The following is a 22,848-nucleotide window of genomic DNA, read 5'->3' as shown; positions in this document are numbered from 1 at the left end:
CCACTATGAACAATCACACGGCGTAGGAGGCAGCAACAAGTGGCTGATCGTTTGGTCGTCCGAGGCGCACGCGAGCACAACCTGAAGGGCGTGGATATTGACATCCCGCGCGATAAATTGGTGGTGTTTACCGGCCTATCCGGCTCCGGCAAGTCCTCCCTGGCGTTTGACACCATCTTTGCCGAGGGGCAGCGCCGCTACGTGGAGTCCCTCAGCTCTTACGCGCGCATGTTCTTAGGGCAGATGGACAAGCCGGACGTGGAGTTTATTGATGGCCTGTCCCCGGCGGTGTCCATTGACCAGAAGTCCACCAACCACAACCCGCGCTCCACGGTGGGCACCATTACGGAGATCTACGACTACTTGCGTTTGCTCTTCTCCCGCGCCGGTACCCCGCACTGCCCGAAGTGCGATGCGGTCATTGAGCGCCAGACGCCGCAGCAGATCGTGGACGAGGTGCTGGAGCACGAGGAGAAGCTGAAGTTCCAGGTTCTAGCCCCGGTGGTACGCCGCCGCAAGGGAGAGTTCGTGGACCTCTTCGCGGACCTGGCCGCACAGGGCTACTCGCGCGTGCGGGTCGACGGCGAGTTGCACCAGCTCAGTGACCCGCCGAAGCTGAAGAAGCAGATTAAGCACGACATTGACGTCGTGGTGGACCGCCTGCAGGTCAAGGCCTCCCAGAAGCAGCGCCTCACCGACTCGGTGGAAACGGCGCTGCGGCTGGCCGACGGTCTGGTGACCCTCGACTTTGTGGACCGCGAGGAGCTCACCCACACCTACTCCGAGAAGGCCGCCTGCCCCAATGGCCATACCCTGACCGTGGAGGAATACGAGCCGCGCGCCTTTTCCTTCAACGCGCCCTTCGGCTCCTGCCCGGACTGTGACGGCCTGGGTACGCGCCTCGAGGTGGATGTGGATCTGCTTATCCCGGACCCGGACGCCCCAGCGGTGGAGGCTATTCAGCCGTGGACGTCCAGCCCGAACGCGCGCTACTTTGTCAAGCTGGTGGAGGGGCTGGCCAAGACCATGCGCTTCGACCCGAAGACTCCGGTCTCGGAGCTCACGAAGGAGCAGCGCCACGCGCTCATCTACGGCTCCGACGTGGAAGTGACCGTGCGCTACAAGAACCGCTACGGCCGTCAGCGCAACTGGTCCGCGCCTTTCGAGGGCGCCATCGGTTTTCTGGAGCGCAAGCTGGAACAGACTGATTCCGAGTCTCAGAAGGACCGCCTGCTGCAGTACACCCGGCGAGTGCCGTGCCCGACGTGTGGCGGCACGCGCCTCAAGCCGGAAATTCTGGCCGTGCGCCTGGCCTCGACCGCGCATGGCGAGCAGTCCATTGCCGGACTGACCGCGCTGTCCATTGAGGAGGCCTCGGAGTTCCTGGATTCCCTGGTGCTGGGACACCGCGAGGAAATCATCGCCGGTGCCGTGCTCAAGGAGATCCAGGCGCGGCTGCGCTTCCTCCTTGATGTCGGATTGAACTACCTTACCTTGGACCGCGGAGCCTCGACGCTCTCCGGTGGTGAGGCGCAGCGCATCCGCCTGGCCACGCAGATTGGTTCCGGATTGGCCGGCGTGCTCTACGTGCTCGATGAGCCGTCCATCGGCCTGCACCAGCGTGATAACCAGCGCCTCATCAAGACGTTGAAGCGCCTGCGGGATATTGGCAACACCCTCATCGTGGTGGAGCACGACGAGGACACCATCCGCGAGGCAGACTGGCTGGTGGATGTTGGTCCGCGCGCCGGCGAGTACGGCGGCAACGTGATCTACCAGGGCGAGCCCGCGGGGATCGAATCGGTGGATGAATCCCTCACCGGACAGTACCTGTCCGGGAAGAAGGAACTCGCAGTGCCGGATTCACGCCGCGCGATTGACCGTGACCGCATGCTCAAGGTGGTCGGCGCGCGCGAGAACAACCTGAAGGGGATCAACGTGGAGATCCCGCTGGGTGTATTGGTGTGCGTCACCGGCGTATCTGGCTCTGGTAAGTCCACCGTGGTCAACCAGATCCTGGCCAAGACCCTGGCCAACAAGCTCAACCGCGCCCGCCAGGTGCCGGGCCGCGCCAAGCGCGTGGAGGGCGTGGAGCACCTGGACAAGCTGGTCCAGGTAGACCAGAGCCCCATCGGGCGCACCCCGCGCTCCAACCCGGCGACGTACACCGGCGTCTTTGACAAGATCCGCAACCTCTTCGCAGAAACCCAGGAGGCGAAGGTCCGCGGCTACAAGCCGGGCCGCTTCTCCTTCAACGTCAAGGGCGGGCGCTGTGAGGCCTGCCAGGGCGATGGAACCATCAAGATTGAGATGAACTTCCTGCCGGACGTGTACGTGCCGTGCGAAGTCTGCCACGGTGCGCGCTACAACCGCGAGACCCTCGAGGTGCTGTACAAGGGCAAGAACATCGCCGAGGTCCTCGATATGCCCATTACGGAGGCCGCCGAGTTCTTCGAGCCGATCACTTCGATCCACCGCTACCTCAACACGCTCGTGGAAGTGGGCCTGGGCTACGTGCGCCTGGGGCAGGCAGCGACCACGCTGTCCGGCGGCGAGGCCCAGCGCGTCAAGCTCGCCTCCGAGCTGCAGAAGCGCACCAAGGGGCGCACGGTCTACATCCTGGATGAGCCGACGACCGGCCTGCACTTTGAGGACATCCGCAAGCTCATGCTGGTCATCCAGAGCCTGGTGGATAAGGGCAATTCCGTCATCATCATCGAGCACAACCTGGACGTCATCAAGGCTGCCGACTGGATTGTAGATATGGGACCGGAAGGCGGCTCGGGCGGTGGCACCGTCGTGGCGCAGGGCACGCCAGAGGACGTGGCCAAGGTTGAGGGCTCGTACACGGGATCGTTCCTCGCGGAGCTGCTGTAGGCACGCGCCATGACCCCATGTGGTGCCAGGACCGTATAAAGTGCTCTGAATGAAAGAGTTTCACCGCGTTCCTTGGCCCCGCGCGGCGGCGTTGCTCGCCGTAGGCTGTGCCGGCATCCTCGCAGCGTGCTCGGCACCCAGTGCCCCGGAACCTGGGGCGGAGGGCGCCACTGCGACGTCGTCCGCCGCCCGCGCCGACTTTGATCTGCGCGCCGAGCTCGACCACGCCATTGCCGAAGTAGAGAGCGAGTACGACGTGCGCGCCGGCGTGGCCATCGCGGACGACAAGGACGTAACGCAGGAGGGACTCACCGGTGAGGAACCCACGTGGTCCACGGTGAAAGTCCCCATCGCCATCGCCGCTCTGCGCGCCGGTGCCAGTACCGACCTAGTGGACCTCGCCATTAAGCAGTCTGACAACGACGCGGCCTGGGCGCTGTGGTCTCAGGTGACATGGACGGAGGGCAATGCGGCCGAGGCAGTGGAAGCCTTGGTGGAGGACTACGGCTCCCACGGGCGCTTTGAGGAAACCTTCGGATACTCCACGTGGCTGTTGGCCGATCAAGCGGTGTTCGGATCCCACCTGCCGTGCATTCCGGAAGCAGAGTACGTTTACGACGCCATGGATGACATTGTGCAATGGCAACACAACGGGCTCGACGCGCTGCCCAACACCCGCGCTAAGGGCGGCTGGGGCTTGTCCGAACTGGACAACGGCTACACCCACCGCCAGTTCGGGGTGCGCAACATCGATGACGGCGCAGTCGGCTTGGCAATTGAGGTCACCATGCCAGGGGAGGACATGAACGAGGCGATACCGGCGCTCAACGTGCTAGCCACGCGCGTGGATGAGGTGGTCACAGATGCCCTGGATGCTGGTGCGATTACCCCGCGTACGGAGTGTGCGAAGGATGCGGCCGGCAAAGAAGGCGGCACCGCAACCTCGACAACGTCGAGAACGTCGAGTGTGCCTAGCTCGACACCTGAATCCACACGGCGATTTGGTTCTGCGAGTTAGCGGTGTTAGGGTTTAGGGCACTACCGCCCGTAGCGCCTCTTCCAGGAGGTACTTGGGCCACAAGCGGAGTTTCTCCCACCCGATGCCGCGCTTTGCACGCTGTTACGGCAGTGCGAACGCAGGATAACGGTAGAAGAGTAGGTGCCACGTGAGTGGTGCATGCTTGTTAGAAACTCCCGGTTGCCAGCGGCACCCGGGATTTATTCGTTTGTGGTCACGGTAGGCACACTACTAGCCCCCACAATCGAGGAGAACCACAATCAGCGCTGAAGCTCGCATCAATGAGCGCATCCGAGTACCCGAGGTCCGTCTTGTTGGCCCCGGTGGTGAACAGGTGGGCATTGTCCGTACTGACGATGCTCGCAAGCTCGCGTACGAAGCGGATCTTGACTTGGTCGAGGTTGCACCGAACGCGAAGCCGCCCGTAGCCAAGATCATGGATTACGGCAAGTTTAAGTACGAGCAGGCCCAGAAGGCCCGCGAGTCCCGTAAGAATCAGCAGCAAACTGTGGTGAAGGAACAGAAGTTCCGTCCGAAGATTGATGATCACGATTACGAGACCAAAAAGGGCAACGTGGTGCGCTTCCTGGAGAAGGGTTCCAAGGTTAAGGTGACCATCATGTTCCGCGGCCGCGAGCAGTCGCGTCCGGAGCTGGGTTTCCGCCTGCTGGAGCGTCTGGCTGACGACGTTGCCGAAATCGGCGTCGTTGAGTCCCGCCCCAAGCAGGATGGTCGCAACATGACCATGGTCCTGGGACCTGTCCGCAAAGGCAAGAAGTAGACCACGCTCCACTTAGGATTTAAGGATTTAATTCTCATGAAGCAGAAGACTCACAAGGGCACCGCCAAGCGCATCAAGGTGACCGGCTCCGGCAAGCTGCGTCGCGAGCAGGCTAACCGCCGCCACCTCCTGGAGGGCAAGCCCTCCAAGCGTACCCGTCGCCTCAAGGGCACCGAGGACGTTGCCAAGGCAGACACCAAGCGCGTCAAGCGCCTGCTCGGCCGCGCATAGTCAGCGCCGAAACTCCCCATCCCCACACACTCACAATCAAGATAAGGAAGTATTACTGTGGCACGAGTAAAGCGCTCAGTTAACGCCAAGAAGAAGCGCCGCGCGATCCTGAAGTCCGCTAAGGGCTACCGCGGCCAGCGCTCCCGCCTGTACCGTAAGGCCAAGGAGCAGTGGCTGCACTCCATGACTTACGCTTACCGCGACCGTCGCGCCCGTAAGTCCGAGTTCCGCAAGCTGTGGATCCAGCGCATCAACGCCGCTGCTCGCATGAACGACATCACCTACAACCGTCTCATCCACGGCCTGCGCCTGGCTGAGATCGAGGTCGACCGCAAGATCCTCGCTGACCTTGCCGTCAACGACTTCGAGGCTTTCTCCGCACTGTGCGAGGCCGCCAAGGCCGCTCTGCCGGAGGACGTCAACGCACCGAAGGCTGCCTAAGCTCTTCTAGCGTTCCCGCGCCCGCCGCTTCCCTTTATCGAGGGGGACGGCGGGCGTTTCGCATATTCAGCCGCATGCCCAGCGCCACCCGGACCCTTAACTCCGGACCCACGCCGCCGTGGGGAATAAGCCCCAGTGCAGGACAGAAAAGGGCGACAAGGCCTGTGCCCTGTGTTACTTTAATCGAGTTCCACCAATCACAACTTGTTTCTACAGGCTTATAAAGGAGTCTTAACCATGACGAACCCCAACGGCGGTTTCCAGCAGAACAACCAGAACGTTCCGGGCAACAATTCCCAGTACGCGAACCCGTTTGACTCCAACGGTAACCAGTACCAGGGCGGCAACTACGGTCAGGGCCTGCCCGCCCAGCAGCAGGGCGGCTACCAGGCGCAGGGTCAGCACTACGGCCAGCCGGGGCAGGTCAACGCTCCGCAGAAGTCCTGGATAGTAGCTTTGCTCCTCGCCTTCTTCCTGGGTGGATTCGGATCTCACAACTTCTACCTTGGTCGCACGGGGCGAGCCATCTGCCAGCTGCTGCTGTGCCTCTTTAGCATTGCTACCTCGTGGCTCGGCATCGGCGAGTTCACGGCGCTTGGTCTCGGAATCTGGGTCCTTGTTGAGTTCATCATGATCATCGCCGGCGCCGGCGGATACGACAAGGACTCTAAGGGCATTCCGCTGAAGAAGTAGTCTTCCGCACGCTCTTCATAGGCCCACCGGTTCCTGCTAGGGGGAGACGGTGGGCTTTGTACGTTTCCGGGGCACGAGGCGAGCGGCAGGTATCGCGGTCGCCTCGGTAGGGTAGAGGCCATGAACTTGGACTTTGAGAATGCCTTCACCGAGCGCACCCCGCGCGTGGTCAACGCTGCCAAACTGCACCGCGCGGCCAACCGCAAGAAGGCGGATCGCTTCCTCATTGAGGGCGAGAACGCCGTCGACGCCGCAGTATCAACCGGCGCGGCCACGGACGTATTTGTCACGGAGAAGGCCGCGGAGCGTTTCGCGCACATCGTGCAGACGTGCGGCTACATGGACGTCTACGTGCACGCCATTACGGACAAGGCGGCTAAGCACCTGTCGGATACCGCCACGAGCACCGGGCTGTTCGCCGTGTGCCGCCCGGTGCTGTGGAAGGCAGGCAAGATTCTTGCCGGTAAGCCTTCGCTGGTCTCCGTGCCGGTTCTGACCGCCGAGCCGGGAAACGCCGGAACGCTCATTAGGACCTCGGATGCGATGGGGGCCGATGGCGTCATCTTTGCCGGCGAAACCGTCGACCCGCTGGGCTGTAAGGTGGCGCGCGCGTCGGCCGGCTCGCTCTTTCATATTCCGGTGGCGCGCGATCCCAACATCAAGGACGTGCTGGGCCAGCTGCGCTCCTCCGGAATGCAGATCCTCGCCACGGCTGCCGATGGTGAAGTGGATCTCGCCGACGCAGACCTGTCTCAGCCCACGGCGTGGCTGTTTGGCAATGAGGCCCATGGCCTAGGGGAGCTGCAAGATGAAGCGGACATGCGCGTGCGCATTCCTATCCTGGGGCGCGCGGAGTCGCTGAACCTCGCCACGGCGGCCAGCATCTGCCTCTACGAATCGGCCAAGCAGCAGGCCCGCTAGGCGGCCACCCCGCCGGGGCAGACGCGGGTGTAGCGGCCGCGAATTTGTTTCGCCCCGTCTGCAGGGCTGGTCGCCACCGGTGTCGGCGCGCACTGTAAAATGGCCCGCGTTAGTTTTCGTGTGAGAAGAAGGTAATTTAGGCACGTGTCCGACACACCTCAGATCGAATTGACCGAAGAGGCCCTCGAGGCAGCCGCGCAGAAGGCCATCGCTGCTTTTGAGGCCGCAACCACCCTCGATGAGCTCACCGCCGCCCGCCGCGAGCACTTGGGCGATGGCGGCTTTATCCCGCAGGCCCGCCAGTCCCTGGGCCAGCTGCCCAAGGACCAGCGCAAGGACGCCGGCCGCGCGGTGAACATGGCTCGCGGCAAGGCCGAGAAGAGCTTTGCGCAGATTCGTGAGGTGCTGGAGCAGCAGGCCCGCGAAGCCCAGCTCAAGGCGGAGAAGGTGGACGTCACTATCCCCACCACGCGCGCGCAAACTGGTGCGCTGCACCCGATTACTGCGCTGTCGGAGCGCATCACCGACATCTTCGTTGGTATGGGCTGGGAAATCGCCGATGGCCCGGAGGTAGAAGCAGAATACTTCAACTTCGACGCCTTGAATTTCAAGCCGGATCACCCGGCACGTACCCTGCAGGACACCTTCCACGTGGGCAAGGAAGGCTCCAAGCAGGTGCTGCGCACGCACACGTCCCCGGTGCAGGTGCGCACCATGCTGGAGCGCGACGTGCCGCTCTACATTGCGTGCCCGGGCCGCGTGTTCCGCACCGATGAGCTGGACGCGACGCATACTCCGGTGTTCCACCAGGTAGAGGGGCTCGCAGTGGACAAGGGCCTGACCATGGCCCACCTGCGCGGCACCTTGGAGCACCTGGCGAAGGTCCTGTTCGGACCGGAGACCACCACGCGCATGCGCGTGAACTATTTCCCGTTCACCGAGCCCTCCGCAGAGGTCGATGTCTGGTTCCCCAACAAGAAGGGCGGCGCCGGCTGGATCGAGTGGGGCGGCTGCGGCATGGTTAACCCGAACGTGCTGCGTGCCGTGGGTGTGGACCCGGAGGAGTACACCGGCTTCGCTTTTGGCATGGGCCTGGAGCGCACTCTGCAGTTCCGCAATGGTTTGACCGACATGCGTGACATGGTCGAAGGCGATGTCCGCTTCACCCTGCCCTTCGGCGTGCAGGCATAAGTTACCCAGAAAGGATAGAGAAGAAACCATGCTTATTTCCCAAGACTGGGTTACCCGCATCCTGGGCGCCGCCAACTCCGGCTGGAGCGTCTCCTCGGAGGACTTGGACTCTGGCTTCGTTCGTGTCGGCTTCGAAACCGAGGGCTATGCGGCGCTGCCGGAGACTACCGGCCCGCTCGTTATCGGCCAGGTCGTAGAGATCGAGGAGCTTACGCAGTTCAAGAAGCCGATCCGCTACTGCCAGGTCAACGTGGGCCAGGCAAACGGCACTGGCGAGCTGCAGGGCATCATCTGTGGCGCCCGCAACTTCCGTCTGAACGACTATGTGGTGGTCGCCCTGCCCGGCTCGGAGCTGCCCGGCGGCTTCAAGATTGCCGCGCGCGAGACCTATGACCACATCTCCAACGGCATGCTCTGCTCCGCCGCCGAGCTCGGCTTCGGCGACAAGGCCAACGGCATCATCGTCCTGGGCGACGAGGTGGCGGATAAGGTCGGCGAAGACGCCCGGCCCATCATCGGCCTGGCGGATACCGCCTTTGACGTCAACATCACCCCGGATCGCGGCTACGCGCTCTCCGCGCGCGGACTGACCCGCGAGGTGGCCGCGGCGTTCGACCTCACCTTCCCGGACGTGGCACAGGACCCGAGCGTGGCCGGAGTGGATACCTCGGCTGTTCCGCAGCCGCAGGGCGCGCTTATCGACGTCGACCTGCGGGACGAAACCAAAGCCCAGCGCTTTGGCCTCCGCAAGGTCTCGGGCATTGATCCCACCGCCCGCACTCCGTTCTGGATGGAGCGCGAGCTCATGTTGTCGGGCCAGCGCAGCGTTAACCTGGCCACCGACGTCACCAACTACGTCATGCTGTTGCTGGGTGCCCCGATGCACGCCTTCGACGCCAACGTGGTCAGCGGCAATCTTGTGGTGCGCACTGCTGCGGAAGGGGAGAAGTTTGAGACCCTGGACCACGTCAAGCGTGAGCTGTCTGCTGGCGACGTGGTCATCTGCGATGACAACGGAATCCAGTCGCTCGCCGGAGTGATGGGCGGTACGACCTCCGAGATTTCCGAGGAGACCACGGACGTCTACTTCGAGTCCGCCATCTGGGATCCGATCACCGTCGCCCGCACGTCTCGCCGCCACAAGCTGTCCTCGGAGGCGTCTCGCCGCTTCGAGCGCGCTGTGGATCCAGCCATCGTTGAGGTCGCCCTCGACGTGGCCTGCGCGCTGCTGCAGCAGATTGCCGGCGGCACCATTGAGGCTGGCCGGACGCTCGTGGGAGACGTCGCCAAGCGCGAGCCCATTACCCTGCGCACCGCTAAGCCCAGCGAGTACGCCGGCGTGGAGTACTCCCGTGAGACCGTTATCCAGCGCCTGCGCGAGGTGGGCTGTGACGTCACTGACAACGGTGATGAGCTGCAGGTTACCCCGGCCACGTGGCGTACGGATATCTCCATGGACGTGGACCTCATTGAGGAAGTCCTGCGCCTGGAAGGTCTGGAGGATATCCCGACCGTGCTGCCGACCCCGGCCGGCGGACGCGGCCTGACTCCGACGCAGAAGCGCCGCCGCGCTATCGGCCATGGCCTGGCCTACGCCGGCTACGCCGAGGTGCTGCCTGCGCCGTTTATTGCCAACGACACCTTCGACGTCTGGGGCTTGGACAAGGACGATCCGCGCCGCCAGACCGTGCCGGTGCAGAACCCGCTCGAGGCAGACAAGGCGGTGCTGTCTACCACGCTGTTGCCCAACATGCTTGAAGCCATCGCGCGCAACGTCGCCCGCGGCCGCAGCGACCTAGCTCTCTTTGGTCTCCAGCAGGTGGCCTTCAAGCGCGCGGAAGCCTCCCCGATGCCGTCGGTGGAGTCCCGCCCGTCTGATGAGGTCGTCGCCGATCTGCTCGGTACCCTTCCAGAGCAGCCGCTGCACGTAGCAACCGTCGCCACCGGCGCACTCGAGCACGAGGGTCCGTGGGGTGCCGGACGCGCCTACACCTACGCCGACGCCATCGAGTCCGCGCGCCAGGTTGCGCGCGCCGCTGGCGTCGACGTCGGGGTCGAGTCCGCCGAGCAGCTGCCGTGGCACCCGGGACGCTGTGCTGCCATTGTCCTCACGGATGATGCGAAGACTGTCGTGGGCTACGCGGGTGAGCTGCACCCGCAGGTGCTCGAGGCCCTGGATCTTCCGGTCCGCACCTGCGCTATGGAGCTGGATGTGACGGCACTGCCGCTGGAGGAGAAGTTCCCGGCACCGATGCTGTCCGCTTTCCCGGCTCTGCACCAGGACATCGCCCTGGTTGTCGATGAGACCACTCCGGCGGAGCAGGTCCGCAAGGTCGTCGAGGAAGGCGCCGGCGAGCTGCTGGAGTCCGTGGAACTCTTCGACGTCTTCCGCGGTGAGCAACTGGGCGAAGGCAAGAAGTCCCTGGCCTTCCAGCTTCTCTTCCGCGCTAGTGACCGCACGCTGACCGATGACGAAGTCAACGAGCACCGCCTGGCCGCTGCCGAGTTGGCTAAGCAGCGCCTCAACGCGGAGATGCGCGCCTAAGAATACGCAAGAGCTCGCTCCGCCTGGAGTGGGCGTTCCGCCTAAGCCGCCCGCAGCTTACGTGTCTAGTACGTACCTGTGGGCGGCTTTCGCCGTTGTGGGGGGATGGCGGGTCGGTGGTGTATACGGGGAAAGATCCCCTAGCGGTGGCGCATATGTGTCCTGCGCCATATTCTTTCCGGTAGAGCGTTACTCACCACGAAAGGAATCTGCCATCATGCGTTCTGTGTCCCGTCTCGCCGCAGCCGCCCTCGTCGGCGGCGCGCTATTCTCCGCGCCGCTAGCGTCGGCCGATATTGCTCAAGGTTTTGCCAATTCTGATGGATCAGTGAAGTGCGACTTCACCACTATGGACGGTACCTACATCAGCTGCCTCTCCGAGGGTGCGCGCGTCACCCGTCCGGAGTGTAACCCGCCGGGGCAGAAGGCGCCGCAGTACAGCTACTACGCCGGCCGCACGTACGCGGGCTGCTACAACCAGGGGCTCATGTCCACGTCCTTCGACCACATCCAGCCGGGCCAGGTGCGCCAATACAACGAGCTCACCGTCATTGCTGACGCGAAGGGTGGCCTGCATTTCGTCTCCCCGCAGGGCTACAAGGGATATGCCGGCAAGACTGCAGTGTCCGGGCCCGAGGGCCTGGGTCAGGTGTCCTCCCGCGCACTGTAATGGGAAGCGGGATTAAGAATTGAACACTGAATAACATACAGCCGACTGCATTATTTGCTAGTGTGGCTGTATGACTATTTCAGTAGCACTTGCCGGAGCCACGGGATATGCGGGCGGCGAAATACTCCGCCTGCTGCTATCCCACCCAGCATTTCTGTCCGGTGAGCTGCGCCTCGGCGCGCTGACTGGGCACTCCACGGCAGGCCAAGAAGTCTCCCGGCTCATGCCGCACCTGCCGCAGCTGGCAGGCAGGGTCATCGAGGACACCACTGCCGATATGCTATCCGGGCACGATGTGGTCTTCTTGGCGTTGCCGCACGGCCACTCCGCCGACATCGGGCGCCAGCTGGGAGAAGGCGTTACGGTCATCGACTGTGCGGCGGACTTCCGCCTGCGAAACCGGGCGGACTGGGATGCGTATTACGGGGGCGAGTACGCCGGGAGTTGGCCCTACGGCATCCCAGAGATTCCCGGCAATCGCGAGCAGCTGCGGGGGAGTAACCGGGTGGCCGTGCCGGGATGTTTCCCCACGGCGATTACCTTGGCCGCGCTTCCCGCCGTGGCCCGGGGGCTCGTGGAACCGGACCTGTCTGTCATCGCCATCACCGGTGTATCCGGTGCGGGAAAGAAGGCCTCTGTGGCCCAACTGGGTGCGGAAACCATGGGCAACCTCAAGGCCTACAAACCCGGCGGGACCCACCGCCACACCCCGGAAGTGGTCCAAAACCTCCAGCCATTCACTGAGCATGAGGTGAGTATCAGCTTCACTCCCGTCCTAGCGCCGCTGCCGCGCGGCATCCTCGCCACGGTGACCGCCCCGCTGACGCACGGAACGGATCAGCGCCGCGTGACGGAGGTCTTCAATGCATTTTATGCAGAAGAGCCCTTCTGTCACGTGCTGCCGGAGGGCCAGCAGCCGGAAACCCAGAACGTCGTGGGCACCAACATGGCGCACCTACAGGCGCACGTGGACAACAACGCTGGGTGCCTGATCATTACCGCTGCAATCGACAACCTCTGCAAGGGCACCGCCGGTGCTGCCATCCAGTGCCTCAACCTCACTCAGAAGTGGGAGGAAACCCTCGGCCTTCCCATGGCCGCCGTAGCGCCCTAATCCGCGCCACTGTTTTCGGTCCGCTTAACCCTCTCATCCCATCACCATCTCAAGGAGAACCCCCATGATCACCACCCCTGCCGGCTTTATTGCCGGTGCCACGACCGCCGGAATCAAGCCCTCCGGCAAGCCTGATATGGCCCTCGTTGTCAACCAGGGCCCGCGTTTCGACGCCGCGGCGGTGTTCACCCGCAATCGCGTGGTCGCCTCTCCGGTGAAGCTCTCGCGCCAGGCCGTGGCCAACGGGAAGCTCCAGGCGGTGGTGTATAACTCCGGCAACGCCAACGCATGCACCGGCGCGCAGGGCGACAAGGATGCCGCCGCCATGGTTGCCGCAGTCTCCGAGCAGGCTGGTGTCACTGCAGCGGACATCGCCGTCTGCTCGACGGGACTCATCGGGGAGCCCCTTCCCATGGAGAAGGTGCTCGCGGGCATTGAGACGGTGGCTCACGATCTTGGTGCAGATTCCGCCTATGCGCACGCCGCGGCCGAGGCCATCTTGACCACAGACACCGTGAGCAAAGAAGCCGGCTATGAGGGTCCGGGGTGGACCGTGGGTGCGATGGGCAAAGGCGTGGGTATGATGGCGCCCTCGCTGGCCACCATGCTGGTGTGCCTCACCACGGATGCTGTCGCTAGCGCACAGGCCCTTCAATCCGCCCTGCAGAAGGCCAGTGACCTTACCTTCAACACGCTGGATGTCGATGGCTCGACCTCTACCAATGACACCGTGGTCCTGCTTGCCTCTGGGGCCTCAGGGGTGGAGCCGAGCCAGGAGGAGCTCGACGCCGCCGTCCTTGCGGTGTGCTCCGACCTCGCGGACCAGCTGCAGGCTGACGCCGAGGGCGTCACCAAGCGCGTCAAGATCACCGTTGAGGGCACCGGCAGCGATGCCCAGGCGCTCAACGCCGCCCGCACGTTGGGGCGCGACAACCTGTTCAAATGCGCCATGTTCGGCTCCGATCCAAACTGGGGCCGCGTGCTGGCCGCCGTCGGTATGGCCGAGGCCGACATGGACCCAGACAACATTTCCGTCTACTTCAACGACCAGCCCGTGTGCGTTGCTTCCACAGGCACGCCCGGCGCGCGCGAGGTGGAACTGTCCGGTGCGGATATCGACGTCCGCGTGGACCTGGGAACTGGTGGAGCCGGTACGGCTTTCGTGCGCACCACCGACCTGTCCCACGACTACGTGGAGATCAACTCCGCGTACAGCTCCTAGGGAGGACATGCTCATGATTCAAGGCCTCAACAATGCTGATCGGGCGACGGTGCTCGCAGAAGCGCTCCCGTGGCTGCAGCACTACCGCGACAAGATTGTCGTGGTCAAGTATGGCGGGAATGCCATGGTGGATGAGTCCCTCAAGGCTGCATTTGCCGCGGATATGGTGTTTCTGCGCACGGTGGGGGCCAAGCCTGTCGTGGTGCACGGCGGGGGACCGCAGATCAACGAGATGCTGGGCAAGCTGGGCATCGAGGGCGAGTTCAAGGGTGGGTTCCGTGTCACCACCCCGGAAATCATGGACGTGGTGCGCATGGTGCTCTTCGGGCAGGTCGGCCGCGGCCTGGTCAACCTCATTAATTCCCACGGCCCGTACGCGGTAGGAACCTCTGGCGAAGATGCAGGGTTGTTTTCGGCCCGCAAGCGCCTGGTACAGGTGGACGGTGAGCCGACGGACATCGGGATGGTGGGCGATATCGTCAGCGTCAACCCGGCGGCGGTGATGGACATTATTGAGGCAGGTCGCATTCCGGTGGTATCCACCATCGCGCCCGGTCAAGACGGCGAGGTGTACAACATCAACGCCGATGTCGCCGCGGGAGCGCTGGCCAAGGCACTGGGGGCGGAGCGCCTGGTGATCCTTACCAACGTGGAGGGGCTGTACACCGATTGGCCGCACCGTGATTCGCTTGTGTCCAAGATTGAGGTGGACAAACTCCACGCCCTGCTGCCGGATCTGGATTCCGGAATGATTCCGAAGATGGAGTCCTGCCTTATGGCGGTGGAAGGCGGGGTGAATGCGGCCCATGTGATCGATGGCCGGCTAGCGCACGCGGTCCTCTTGGAGCTATTGACCATGGGCGGAATCGGCACGATGATCTTGCCGAATGGCTACAAGCGCGAGGACTGCCCAGAGGGAACCGTATTCAGGAAGGACGATACGCAATGAGCAATGAAGACGTACACACTGCCCACACAGGCCACACTGCCCACACTCCGTTGAACCAGCGCTGGTCGCAGGTGCTGAGCAACACCTATGGCACCCCGCCGGTGGCCATTGTTTCCGGGCGCGGCTCGACAGTTACCGACGAAGAGGGGAACGAGTATATCGACATGCTGGCGGGCATCGCGGTGAACACCCTGGGCTATGCGCACCCGGCCATCGTGGAGGCGGTGAGCCGCCAAGTGGCCTCCGTGGGGCACGTGTCCAATCTCTTTGCCAGCCAGCCGGTGGTGGAGGTCGCCGCCAAGCTCATTGAAAAGGTGGGGGATAGTCAGACCCGCGTCTTCTTCTCCAATTCTGGCGCGGAGGCGAATGAGGCCGCGTTCAAGCTCGCGCGCTTGACTGGGCGGCGCCGCATCTTGGCAGCACAGCACGGCTTCCACGGTCGCACGATGGGTTCGCTAGCCATGACGGGGCAGCCGGGAAAGCGGAAGGCCTTTGAGCCTTTCCCGGGCGGGGTGGAGTTTTACACTTTCGGGGATATCGACTACCTGACCACCCTGGTGGAGCAGGATCCGCAGGACACGGCCGCCATCATTCTGGAGCCCATCCAGGGGGAGACCGGCGTCATTCCCGCCCCAGATGGATTCCTCAAAGCTGTCCGGGCGTTGTGCGATGAGCATGGGATTCTCATGATCGTCGATGAGGTGCAGACGGGTGTGGGACGCACGGGCGATTTCTTTGCCTTCCAGCACGAAGGCGTGCTGCCGGATGTCATCACCATGGCGAAGGGCTTGGGTGCGGGTCTGCCCATTGGCGCCACCATTTCGCGGGGTGCAGCCGCACATCTCTTCACCCCGGGTACGCACGGCACCACCTTTGGTGGGAACCCCGTGGCGTGTGCGGCAGCCGCGGCGGTGCTGGAGCTTGTCGACGACTCACTTGTCGCCGACGTCGCCCGAAAAGGGGAGAAGTTGCGCCGTGAGCTGAGCAAATCTCCCTATGTCGCCACAGTGCGTGGGCGAGGGCTTATGCTAGGTGTTGTATTAAATACGTCGGTGGCGAAGGACGTTGTGGCGGCGGGCTTTAAGCATGGCCTCATCCTCAATGCGCCGAGCAGCGAGGTCGTGAGGTTGACCCCGCCGCTGGTCATCACCGACGCCGAACTCGATCAGGCCATAGAGCGCCTGCATAAGGTACTGGAGGAAGTTGGATGAGCGTGCGCCATTTCTTGGCCGATGACGATCTCACACCGCAGGAACAGTCCGAGGTTCTGGACCTGGCTTTGCAGCTGAAGAAGGAGCCCTTCTCTGAGCGTCCCTTGGAGGGGCCGAAGTCGGTGGCGGTGCTTTTTGATAAGACGTCGACGCGCACGCGCTTTTCCTTCGAGGCCGGGATCGCCGCGCTGGGCGGCCACGCCATCGTGACCGAAACCAAGTCCACGCAGATGGGCAAGGGCGAAACCTACCAGGACACCGGCGCGGTCTTGTCGCGGTTCGTGGAGGCCATCGTGTGGCGCACCTATGCTCACCAGAACCTGCTGGATATGGCCCAGACCGCCACGGTCCCCATTGTCAACGCACTCTCGGACGACCTGCACCCCTGCCAAATCCTGGCAGACCTGGTGACCTGCCGCGAAAACTTCGGAGACCTCACTGGGCGCAAGGCCGTCTACCTGGGCGATGGCAACAACAATATGGCCAACTCCTACATGCTCGGCTTTGCCACCGCCGGCATGGAGATGGCCATTGTGGCGCCCGAGGGCTTCCAGCCACAGGAGGAATTTGTGGAGCGTGCCCGCAGGCGGGGGACGGTCACGGTGAGTGATTCTCTCGATGCCGTGGAGGGCGCAGACGTGGTCATCACTGACACGTGGGTCTCGATGGGCCAGGAATCGGACGGTAAGGACCGCCGCACCCCGTTCCTTCCGTACCAAGTCAACGCGGACCTCATGGCGCGCGCGAAGGACGATGCGATTTTCTTGCACTGCCTGCCCGCCTACCGCGGCAACGAGGTCACCGCCGAGGTTATTGATGGCCCCCAGTCCCGAGTCTTCGATGAAGCAGAGAACCGCCTGCATGCGCAAAAGGCGCTGCTGGTGTGGCTGCTTGCTGCACAGGAGGAGAAGTAGACCCTATGACCACGACGCCGACGACCCGCAACGCCCGCCAGGCCAAGATCCTGGAGATCCTGGACCGCACCCGCGTGACCAGCCAGGTGCAGCTTTCGGAGCTGCTGCTGGAGGAGGGCATCGACATCACCCAGGCCACCCTCTCCCGCGACCTTGATGAGCTGGGCGCCAAGAAGGTCAAGCGCGACGGCGGTCGTAGCTTCTACGTGGTGGGTGGTGAGTTGGAGCAGTTTGAGGACCAGCTCAACGGTCCGCGCGAGAAGCTGCGCCGCATGTTGGATGAGCTGGTGGTCTCCCATGACTATTCAGGAAACATCGCCATGCTGCGCACGCCGGCGGGCGCGGCACAATACCTGGCTTCCTTCATCGACCGCGTCGGTTTGTCGGAGGTCGTGGGCTGTATCGCTGGTGACGACACCATTTTCATCCTCGCCCGCGAGGACATTGGCGGCCGTGAGTTGGCGGAGAAACTCACCAGCCGCAGCATTTAACATTTATACGGCTTGCTGTATAATATAAATCTAGAGAAACAGTAGAACTCTATTTTTCGACTCTAAGGAGCAATTCACCATGACTGCACGCGTTGTGCTTGCTTACTCTGGCGGACTGGATACTTCCGTCGCCATTCCTTACCTGGCCAAGATGACCGGCGGTGAAGTTATCGCCGTCTCCCTTGACCTTGGTCAGGGTGGTGAGGACATGGAGTCCGTGCGCCAGCGTGCGCTTGACTGCGGCGCTGTTGAGTCCATCGTCGTTGATGCCAAGGACGAGTTCGCCGAGGAGTACTGCCTGCCCACCATCAAGGCCAACGGCATGTACATGAAGCAGTACCCGCTGGTCTCTGCCATTTCCCGCCCGCTGATTGTCAAGCATCTCGTGGAAGCCGCGCAGGAGCACGGCGGAACCCACGTCTCCCACGGCTGCACCGGCAAGGGTAACGACCAGGTGCGCTTTGAGGTATCCTTCCGTGCCCTCGATCCCTCCCTGGAGATCATCGCCCCCGCCCGCGATTACGCGTGGACCCGTGACAAGGCCATCGCCTTTGCCGAAGAGATTGACCTGCCCATCGAGCAGTCGGCGGCGTCGCCGTTCTCCATCGACCAGAACGTGTGGGGCCGCGCCGTGGAAACCGGCTTCCTGGAGGACCTGTGGAACCCGCCCACAAAGGATCTTTACGCCTACACCGAGCAGCCGGTTCTGGGCAACGCCCCGGATGAGGTCACCATCACCTTCGACAAGGGCGTGCCGACTGCTATCGACGGCAAGCCGGTGAGCATCCTGGAGGCCATCGAGGAGCTGAACCGCCGCGCCGGTGCCCAGGGCATCGGCCGCCTGGACATGGTGGAGGACCGCTTGGTCGGCATCAAGTCCCGTGAGGTCTACGAGGCCCCGGGTGCCATGGTGCTCATCAAGGCCCACGAGGCCTTGGAGGACGTCACCGTGGAGCGCGAGCTGGCGCGCTACAAGCGTCTGACTGACGCCCGCTGGTCCGAGGAGGTCTACGACGGCCTCTGGTTCTCCCCGCTCAAGCGCTCCCTGGACGCATTCACCGAGTCCACCCAGGAGAACGTCACGGGCGATATCCGGATGGTCCTCCACGCCGGCACCGCCACCGTCAACGGCCGCCGCTCTGGCCAGTCGCTGTACTCCTTCGACTTGGCCACTTACGACACGGGAGATACCTTCGACCAGACTGCAGCTAAGGGCTTTGTCCAGCTGCACGGTCTGTCCACCCAGATCTCCAACCAGCGTGACCGCGACGGCGGTTTCCCGACTGGTAAGTAGGGGCGTCATGCACAAGACCAACGAGGGTGCCCTGTGGGGAGGTCGCTTTGCCGGCGGCCCGTCCGAGGCCATGTTCGCCCTCTCCGTATCGACGCATTTCGACTGGGTGCTGGCACCGTACGACGTGCTGGCCTCCAAGGCACACGCCAAGGTGCTGCACAAGGCAGGCCTGCTGTCCGACGCTGACCTGGACACCATGCTCTCGGGGCTTACCGAGCTGGGGGAGAAGGTCGCCTCCGGCGAGTTTGGGCCGCTGCCGACCGACGAGGACGTGCACGGCGCCATGGAGCGCGGGCTAATCGATATTGTCGGCCCCGAGGTCGGCGGCCGACTGCGCGCCGGCCGCTCCCGCAATGATCAGGTTGCCACCTTGTTCCGCATGTGGGTGCGCGATGCCATTCGGGACATCGCCCTGCAGGTCACCGATCTGGTGAAGGCTTTGTCGGCGCAGGCAGAAAAGCACCCCGATACCATCATGCCGGGCAAGACGCACTCCCAGGCGGCGCAGCCCATTTTGCTGGCGCACGAGCTGCTTGCCCATGCGCAGCCGCAGCTGCGCAACCTGCAGCGCCTGCAGGATCTGGACAAGCGCCTGGCCGTCTCGCCCTATGGCTCAGGCGCGCTCGCGGGTTCCTCGCTGCACTTGGATCCAGAGGCCATCGCGGCGGAACTGGGCTTTGACGCTGCCGCGGAGAACTCGCTGGACGGTACGTCCTCGCGGGACTTTGCCGCGGAGACGGCCTTCGTGCTCACTCAAATCTGTATCGACATGTCGCGCTTGGCGGAAGAGATCGTGTACTGGTGCACGCCCGAGTATGGCTATGTCACGCTGGATGACGCCTGGTCTACCGGCTCCTCCATCATGCCGCAGAAGAAGAACCCGGACGTTCCGGAGCTGACTCGCGGTAAGACTGGCCGGCTTATCGGCAACCTCACCGGACTGCTTTCCACCCTGAAGGCACAGCCGCTGGCCTATAACCGCGATTTGCAGGAGGATAAGGAGCCCATCGTGGATTCGGTGGCCCAGCTCAACCTGCTGCTGCCCGCGATGACGGGCTTGGTGGAGACCCTGACCTTCCACGAGGACCGCATGCGCGAACTCGCACCGCGTGGCTTTACCCTGGCTACAGACCTTGCAGAATGGATGGTGCGCCAAGGCGCGCCGTTCCGGGAGGCTCACGAGGCCTCCGGCGCCTGCGTCCAGCTGGCAGAGGCGCGGGGCGTGGATCTGGTGGATCTCACCGATGAGGACTTGGAAGGCGTCGACAAGCGCCTGCGTTCCGAAGTCCGTGAGGTGCTCACCATTGATGGCGCCGTGGCCTCCCGCGCGACCAAGGGCGGTACCGCCGGGGTGCGCGTGGCCGAGCAGCGCCAGCGGGTGGACGAGCTCGCCGCTGACTTCCGGGACTGGGCGACGACCCCGGTAGTTCCCGCCGACTAGTCGGTCTCATACTCGACCCCCGGGGACCGCTGCAGTGGGGGACTGCAGCGGGGGTGAGCTCCCCAGAAGTCCAGCACAGCAGGGCAGGGCCTTTTATGATTTAGGTCATGAGTAGCGCACAGACGGGTGGACGAAAGAAGTCACTATTCGCAGCCCTCGCCTTCCTGGTTGTGGCTATCGTCTCCGTAGTGGTGGGACGCGGCGGGATATCGCTGCCCAGCTTTAGCTCGTCTGACTCTTCCACCCCTCCCCGGGAGCACGTCTTCGTGAAAGGGGCTATCAGCCCAGAAAGCGAGGAGTTCTTCAAGTATGCGACGGAGTCTGACGTGTTTACTGTGTTGGGGATTTCGGTGGACTACGACGTTGTCTCGCCGCAGGACATGATGGAGATCGCCAGCTCGCCTAGCTCTGACTATGACTTTGTCATGCCCGCACTAGATGGGGCTGCCCGCGCCGTGGAGGCGGAGGACAAGTCCACGACCATGACTGACGCCGACTCGGGCTCAGTGGTTGCCTTTTCCACCCCGCTCATCGCGCTGGTCTATACCGATCTGGTGGACGATATGCAGGCGAAGGGCCTCGTGGCCGATTCTGGTGGGAATAAATCCCTCGACTTGGCAAAACTGAACGAGATGTCGAAGGACGGTACCCGCTGGCGCGACATCAGCCCGGACTTTGGTTCTCCGCGCGTCGTTGACGTTGCGGTTCCGAGCGTGCGCGAGTCCAGCGCTGCGCTGCAGTACGCCTCCCTCATTCGCACAGTTGGGAAAGACACTGGGGGCGATGACGCTATGCAACGACTCTTGGTTGGCCAAGGCCACGGGGAGACCAGTACGCAAGGTATCTTCGATGCCTTCTTGCGCCTCGGACAGGGGGAGATGCCCATGGTCTTGGCTACTGAAGCCGAATTGGTGGCGGAACTGTTTCAGCAATCAATTTCTGAAAGTGGTACGAGGCTAGAGGAGTACACTCCCTTAACCCTTGACCCTGGGGCACTGCTGACGTTCACTGTCGTTCCACAGACCGAGGAGGGCGAAGCCTTCGCGGCTGCCGTGCGTGAGGCTTCATTTCAGGGCGCTGCCGCGGTTCAGGGATACCGCACGGAGCCCTCCTCCGTTTTTGAAAACTTCGCCACAGAGATCGACTACGCTCCGCTTGACCTGCCAACTCAACAAAGGCCCACACCCTGGCGAGACTACGAAGCAATTCTGCAGGAACTGGGATAAGACACGGGAACCGAAACCCCGGAAAGGATGATGTGAATGTTGCGCTCCCTCAAGGTGCTTGTTGCCGTGCTGTGCGCTATGGGCCTCACAGCCTGTTCCGCCGGCAGTGGCAGCAGCTGGCTCGATGACGCGGCCTCGAATGGTAGTGAGTACGACGGCGACCTCAAGATTGTCGCCGCCACGGAGCTAGCCCCGCTGGAGCCGGTGCTGGAGCAAGCCTCCGAGGCGCTCGGCTTCGACATCACTATGACCACGGAGTCAGGCACTCTGGAGAATTCCCGCTCGCTGAAGCAGGGAACCTTTGATGACCACTACGACGCTACGTGGTTTGCCACCAACCGCTATGCGCGCATCATCGGCGCCGATAGCAAGCTGGGCAAGGAATTCAGCGTCGCGCGCTCACCCGTGGCACTGGGCGTGCACAAGGACGTTGCCCAGCAGCACGGCTGGGATACCACGCAGCCGACGTGGCAGGAGATTGCGGATTCCGGCATCACCTTTGGCATGACGGACCCCTCGACGTCGAATTCGGGCTTCTCCGCCCTGTCCGCGGCTACCACCGCCTTCGCGGACACCGGCCGGGCACTGACGGAGGAGGATATCTATAAGGCCACGGACAAGGTTCAAGACTTGTTCAGTAACCAGACGCTGACCTCCGGTTCTTCGGGCTGGCTGGCGGACAGGTTCCGGGAGCACCCCGAACAGGCCGATGCAATCCTTAACTACGAATCCGTGCTCTACCAGCTCCAGGACGAGGGCGCGGATCTGCAGGTGGTCATTCCTTCCGACGGGGTCATCTCCGCGGACTATCCGCTGTCGGCCCTGCGTAGCTCCCCGGATGAGGACGCCGAAGCCAAGGTGCAGGCGCTGGCTGACTGGATGCGTGATTCCTCGGAGGTGCTGAAGAGCTACCACCTGCGCGTGGACGATTCCGATTTGCCGGGCACCATGTTCGAGCTTCCTTATCCCGCGAACGAGAAGACGGCGCAGGCGCTCGAGGCCGCGTTTGCGCACGAGCTGCGCAAGCCTGGCAACACCGCCTTGGTGTTGGATACTTCAGGCTCGATGGAGGGCGAGCGTATCGACCTGCTCAAGAGCAGCTTGCGCCCGCTTATCGACGGCTCCGCGGACGGCAACACCGAGGAAGAAGGCCAGGTTGCTTTCCGCAACCGCGAGCAGATCAAGCTCATGCCCTACTCGTCCGAGGCGCAGCCCGTGACCCGTGCGGTGATGGATACCGAGAACATGGGCTCGGCGAAGGAACTGGCGGACCGCGTTGAGAACCTCCGCGCGGACGGGGAAACTGCCACCTTCGATTCCGTGCTCAAGTCCTTTGATGAGCTAGATACTGGCGACGGCGATATTGGCACCGTGGTGCTCATGACCGACGGCGAAGTTACCCGCGGACGAACCTTCGCGCAGTTCAAGGAGGCCTACGAGCAGCTCCCGCCGGATAAGAAGGAAATCCCGGTCTTCGTCATCCTGTACGGTGAAGCCAACGTGCAGGAGATGGAAGAGCTAGCCCAGCTGACCGGCGGAAAAACCTTCGACGCCCTCAACGGCGACCTGGCCGGAGCCTTCGAGGAAATCCGCGCCTATCAGTAGAGCACCACTATTT

The 22,848-nt window shown here is 63.2% G+C and carries 20 protein-coding genes; all 20 read left to right on the top strand.

The window, feature by feature from the left end:
• Positions 1-39: 39 nt before the first annotated feature.
• Complete coding sequence (uvrA, locus tag ACKFR8_RS03190; RefSeq protein WP_408930562.1) at positions 40-2,877, top strand: excinuclease ABC subunit UvrA; 2,838 nt, start codon at positions 40-42, stop codon at positions 2,875-2,877.
• 49 nt (positions 2,878-2,926) lie between these two features.
• A complete protein-coding gene (locus ACKFR8_RS03185; RefSeq protein WP_408930561.1) occupies positions 2,927-3,895 on the top strand; it encodes an S-adenosylmethionine synthetase in 969 nt (322 codons plus the stop codon).
• A 259-nt stretch (positions 3,896-4,154) separates the two neighbouring features.
• Entirely contained in the window at positions 4,155-4,676 is a 522-nt protein-coding gene (gene infC, locus ACKFR8_RS03180; RefSeq protein ID WP_082013933.1) for a translation initiation factor IF-3, read from the top strand.
• Positions 4,677-4,712: 36 nt separating this feature from the next.
• Positions 4,713-4,907 carry a 50S ribosomal protein L35 gene (gene rpmI / locus ACKFR8_RS03175; protein WP_010190075.1) on the top strand — a complete coding sequence of 65 codons (195 nt, stop codon included), beginning with the start codon at positions 4,713-4,715 and terminating at the stop codon, positions 4,905-4,907.
• 57 nt (positions 4,908-4,964) lie between these two features.
• Positions 4,965-5,348, top strand: coding sequence for a 50S ribosomal protein L20 (gene rplT / locus ACKFR8_RS03170; protein ID WP_066484446.1), 384 nt, complete (start codon positions 4,965-4,967; stop codon positions 5,346-5,348).
• 237 nt (positions 5,349-5,585) lie between these two features.
• Positions 5,586-6,041 carry a TM2 domain-containing protein gene (locus ACKFR8_RS03165; protein WP_296133238.1) on the top strand — a complete coding sequence of 152 codons (456 nt, stop codon included), beginning with the start codon at positions 5,586-5,588 and terminating at the stop codon, positions 6,039-6,041.
• Between the two features lie 120 nt (positions 6,042-6,161).
• Positions 6,162-6,962, top strand: a complete 801-nt coding sequence (locus ACKFR8_RS03160; protein ID WP_296133240.1) for a TrmH family RNA methyltransferase — start codon at positions 6,162-6,164, stop codon at positions 6,960-6,962.
• Positions 6,963-7,106: 144 nt separating this feature from the next.
• Positions 7,107-8,153, top strand: coding sequence for a phenylalanine--tRNA ligase subunit alpha (pheS, locus tag ACKFR8_RS03155; RefSeq protein ID WP_296133242.1), 1,047 nt, complete (start codon positions 7,107-7,109; stop codon positions 8,151-8,153).
• Between the two features lie 28 nt (positions 8,154-8,181).
• Positions 8,182-10,698: a phenylalanine--tRNA ligase subunit beta gene (pheT, locus tag ACKFR8_RS03150; protein WP_408930560.1), complete on the top strand. Its 2,517-nt coding sequence runs from the start codon at positions 8,182-8,184 to the stop codon at positions 10,696-10,698.
• A gap of 217 nt (positions 10,699-10,915) precedes the next feature.
• A complete protein-coding gene (locus tag ACKFR8_RS03145) occupies positions 10,916-11,368 on the top strand; it encodes a hypothetical protein (RefSeq protein WP_408930559.1) in 453 nt (150 codons plus the stop codon).
• 70 nt (positions 11,369-11,438) lie between these two features.
• The gene (argC, locus tag ACKFR8_RS03140) at positions 11,439-12,482 is read left to right on the top strand and encodes an N-acetyl-gamma-glutamyl-phosphate reductase (protein ID WP_408930558.1); all 1,044 of its coding nucleotides are present in this window, start codon (positions 11,439-11,441) and stop codon (positions 12,480-12,482) included.
• 64 nt (positions 12,483-12,546) lie between these two features.
• Complete coding sequence (gene argJ / locus ACKFR8_RS03135; protein WP_408930557.1) at positions 12,547-13,704, top strand: bifunctional glutamate N-acetyltransferase/amino-acid acetyltransferase ArgJ; 1,158 nt, start codon at positions 12,547-12,549, stop codon at positions 13,702-13,704.
• Positions 13,705-13,717: 13 nt separating this feature from the next.
• Positions 13,718-14,653: an acetylglutamate kinase gene (argB, locus tag ACKFR8_RS03130; protein WP_408930972.1), complete on the top strand. Its 936-nt coding sequence runs from the start codon at positions 13,718-13,720 to the stop codon at positions 14,651-14,653.
• Positions 14,650-15,864, top strand: coding sequence for an acetylornithine transaminase (locus ACKFR8_RS03125; protein ID WP_306507901.1), 1,215 nt, complete (start codon positions 14,650-14,652; stop codon positions 15,862-15,864). The genes argB and ACKFR8_RS03125 overlap by 4 nt, the downstream gene beginning before the upstream one ends.
• Entirely contained in the window at positions 15,861-16,778 is a 918-nt protein-coding gene (gene argF, locus ACKFR8_RS03120; protein ID WP_296133248.1) for an ornithine carbamoyltransferase, read from the top strand. The genes ACKFR8_RS03125 and argF overlap by 4 nt, the downstream gene beginning before the upstream one ends.
• A 5-nt stretch (positions 16,779-16,783) precedes the next feature.
• Positions 16,784-17,269 carry an arginine repressor gene (locus ACKFR8_RS03115; protein WP_296133250.1) on the top strand — a complete coding sequence of 162 codons (486 nt, stop codon included), beginning with the start codon at positions 16,784-16,786 and terminating at the stop codon, positions 17,267-17,269.
• 79 nt (positions 17,270-17,348) lie between these two features.
• Positions 17,349-18,563, top strand: a complete 1,215-nt coding sequence (locus tag ACKFR8_RS03110; protein ID WP_296133252.1) for an argininosuccinate synthase — start codon at positions 17,349-17,351, stop codon at positions 18,561-18,563.
• A 7-nt stretch (positions 18,564-18,570) separates the two neighbouring features.
• Complete coding sequence (gene argH / locus ACKFR8_RS03105; protein WP_296133254.1) at positions 18,571-20,004, top strand: argininosuccinate lyase; 1,434 nt, start codon at positions 18,571-18,573, stop codon at positions 20,002-20,004.
• 107 nt (positions 20,005-20,111) lie between these two features.
• Positions 20,112-21,230: a hypothetical protein gene (locus ACKFR8_RS03100; RefSeq protein WP_306507903.1), complete on the top strand. Its 1,119-nt coding sequence runs from the start codon at positions 20,112-20,114 to the stop codon at positions 21,228-21,230.
• Between the two features lie 36 nt (positions 21,231-21,266).
• Positions 21,267-22,835, top strand: a complete 1,569-nt coding sequence (locus tag ACKFR8_RS03095) for a vWA domain-containing protein (protein WP_296133258.1) — start codon at positions 21,267-21,269, stop codon at positions 22,833-22,835.
• The last annotated feature ends 13 nt before the right edge of the window (positions 22,836-22,848 follow it).

Source organism: Corynebacterium axilliensis, assembly GCF_046097495.1.
In the GTDB taxonomy this organism is placed as follows: Bacteria; Actinomycetota; Actinomycetes; order Mycobacteriales; family Mycobacteriaceae; genus Corynebacterium.
The sequence above is the reverse complement of the archived record's forward strand: the minus strand, read 5'-3'. Positions and strand labels throughout refer to the sequence as shown.

What these genes read in the sequence shown, in the direction of transcription:
- ACKFR8_RS03185 (WP_408930561.1), top strand. Translation starts at nt 2,927, where the DNA reads ATGAAAGAGTTTCACCGCGTTCCTTGGCCCCGCGCGGCGGCGTTGCTC.
- rpmI (WP_010190075.1), top strand. Translation starts at nt 4,713, where the DNA reads ATGAAGCAGAAGACTCACAAGGGCACCGCCAAGCGCATCAAGGTGACC.
- ACKFR8_RS03165 (WP_296133238.1), top strand. Translation starts at nt 5,586, where the DNA reads ATGACGAACCCCAACGGCGGTTTCCAGCAGAACAACCAGAACGTTCCG.
- ACKFR8_RS03160 (WP_296133240.1), top strand. Translation starts at nt 6,162, where the DNA reads ATGAACTTGGACTTTGAGAATGCCTTCACCGAGCGCACCCCGCGCGTG.
- pheT (WP_408930560.1), top strand. Translation starts at nt 8,182, where the DNA reads ATGCTTATTTCCCAAGACTGGGTTACCCGCATCCTGGGCGCCGCCAAC.
- ACKFR8_RS03145 (WP_408930559.1), top strand. Translation starts at nt 10,916, where the DNA reads ATGCGTTCTGTGTCCCGTCTCGCCGCAGCCGCCCTCGTCGGCGGCGCG.
- argC (WP_408930558.1), top strand. Translation starts at nt 11,439, where the DNA reads ATGACTATTTCAGTAGCACTTGCCGGAGCCACGGGATATGCGGGCGGC.
- argJ (WP_408930557.1), top strand. Translation starts at nt 12,547, where the DNA reads ATGATCACCACCCCTGCCGGCTTTATTGCCGGTGCCACGACCGCCGGA.
- argB (WP_408930972.1), top strand. Translation starts at nt 13,718, where the DNA reads ATGATTCAAGGCCTCAACAATGCTGATCGGGCGACGGTGCTCGCAGAA.
- ACKFR8_RS03125 (WP_306507901.1), top strand. Translation starts at nt 14,650, where the DNA reads ATGAGCAATGAAGACGTACACACTGCCCACACAGGCCACACTGCCCAC.
- argF (WP_296133248.1), top strand. Translation starts at nt 15,861, where the DNA reads ATGAGCGTGCGCCATTTCTTGGCCGATGACGATCTCACACCGCAGGAA.
- ACKFR8_RS03115 (WP_296133250.1), top strand. Translation starts at nt 16,784, where the DNA reads ATGACCACGACGCCGACGACCCGCAACGCCCGCCAGGCCAAGATCCTG.
- ACKFR8_RS03110 (WP_296133252.1), top strand. Translation starts at nt 17,349, where the DNA reads ATGACTGCACGCGTTGTGCTTGCTTACTCTGGCGGACTGGATACTTCC.
- argH (WP_296133254.1), top strand. Translation starts at nt 18,571, where the DNA reads ATGCACAAGACCAACGAGGGTGCCCTGTGGGGAGGTCGCTTTGCCGGC.
- ACKFR8_RS03100 (WP_306507903.1), top strand. Translation starts at nt 20,112, where the DNA reads ATGAGTAGCGCACAGACGGGTGGACGAAAGAAGTCACTATTCGCAGCC.
- ACKFR8_RS03095 (WP_296133258.1), top strand. Translation starts at nt 21,267, where the DNA reads ATGTTGCGCTCCCTCAAGGTGCTTGTTGCCGTGCTGTGCGCTATGGGC.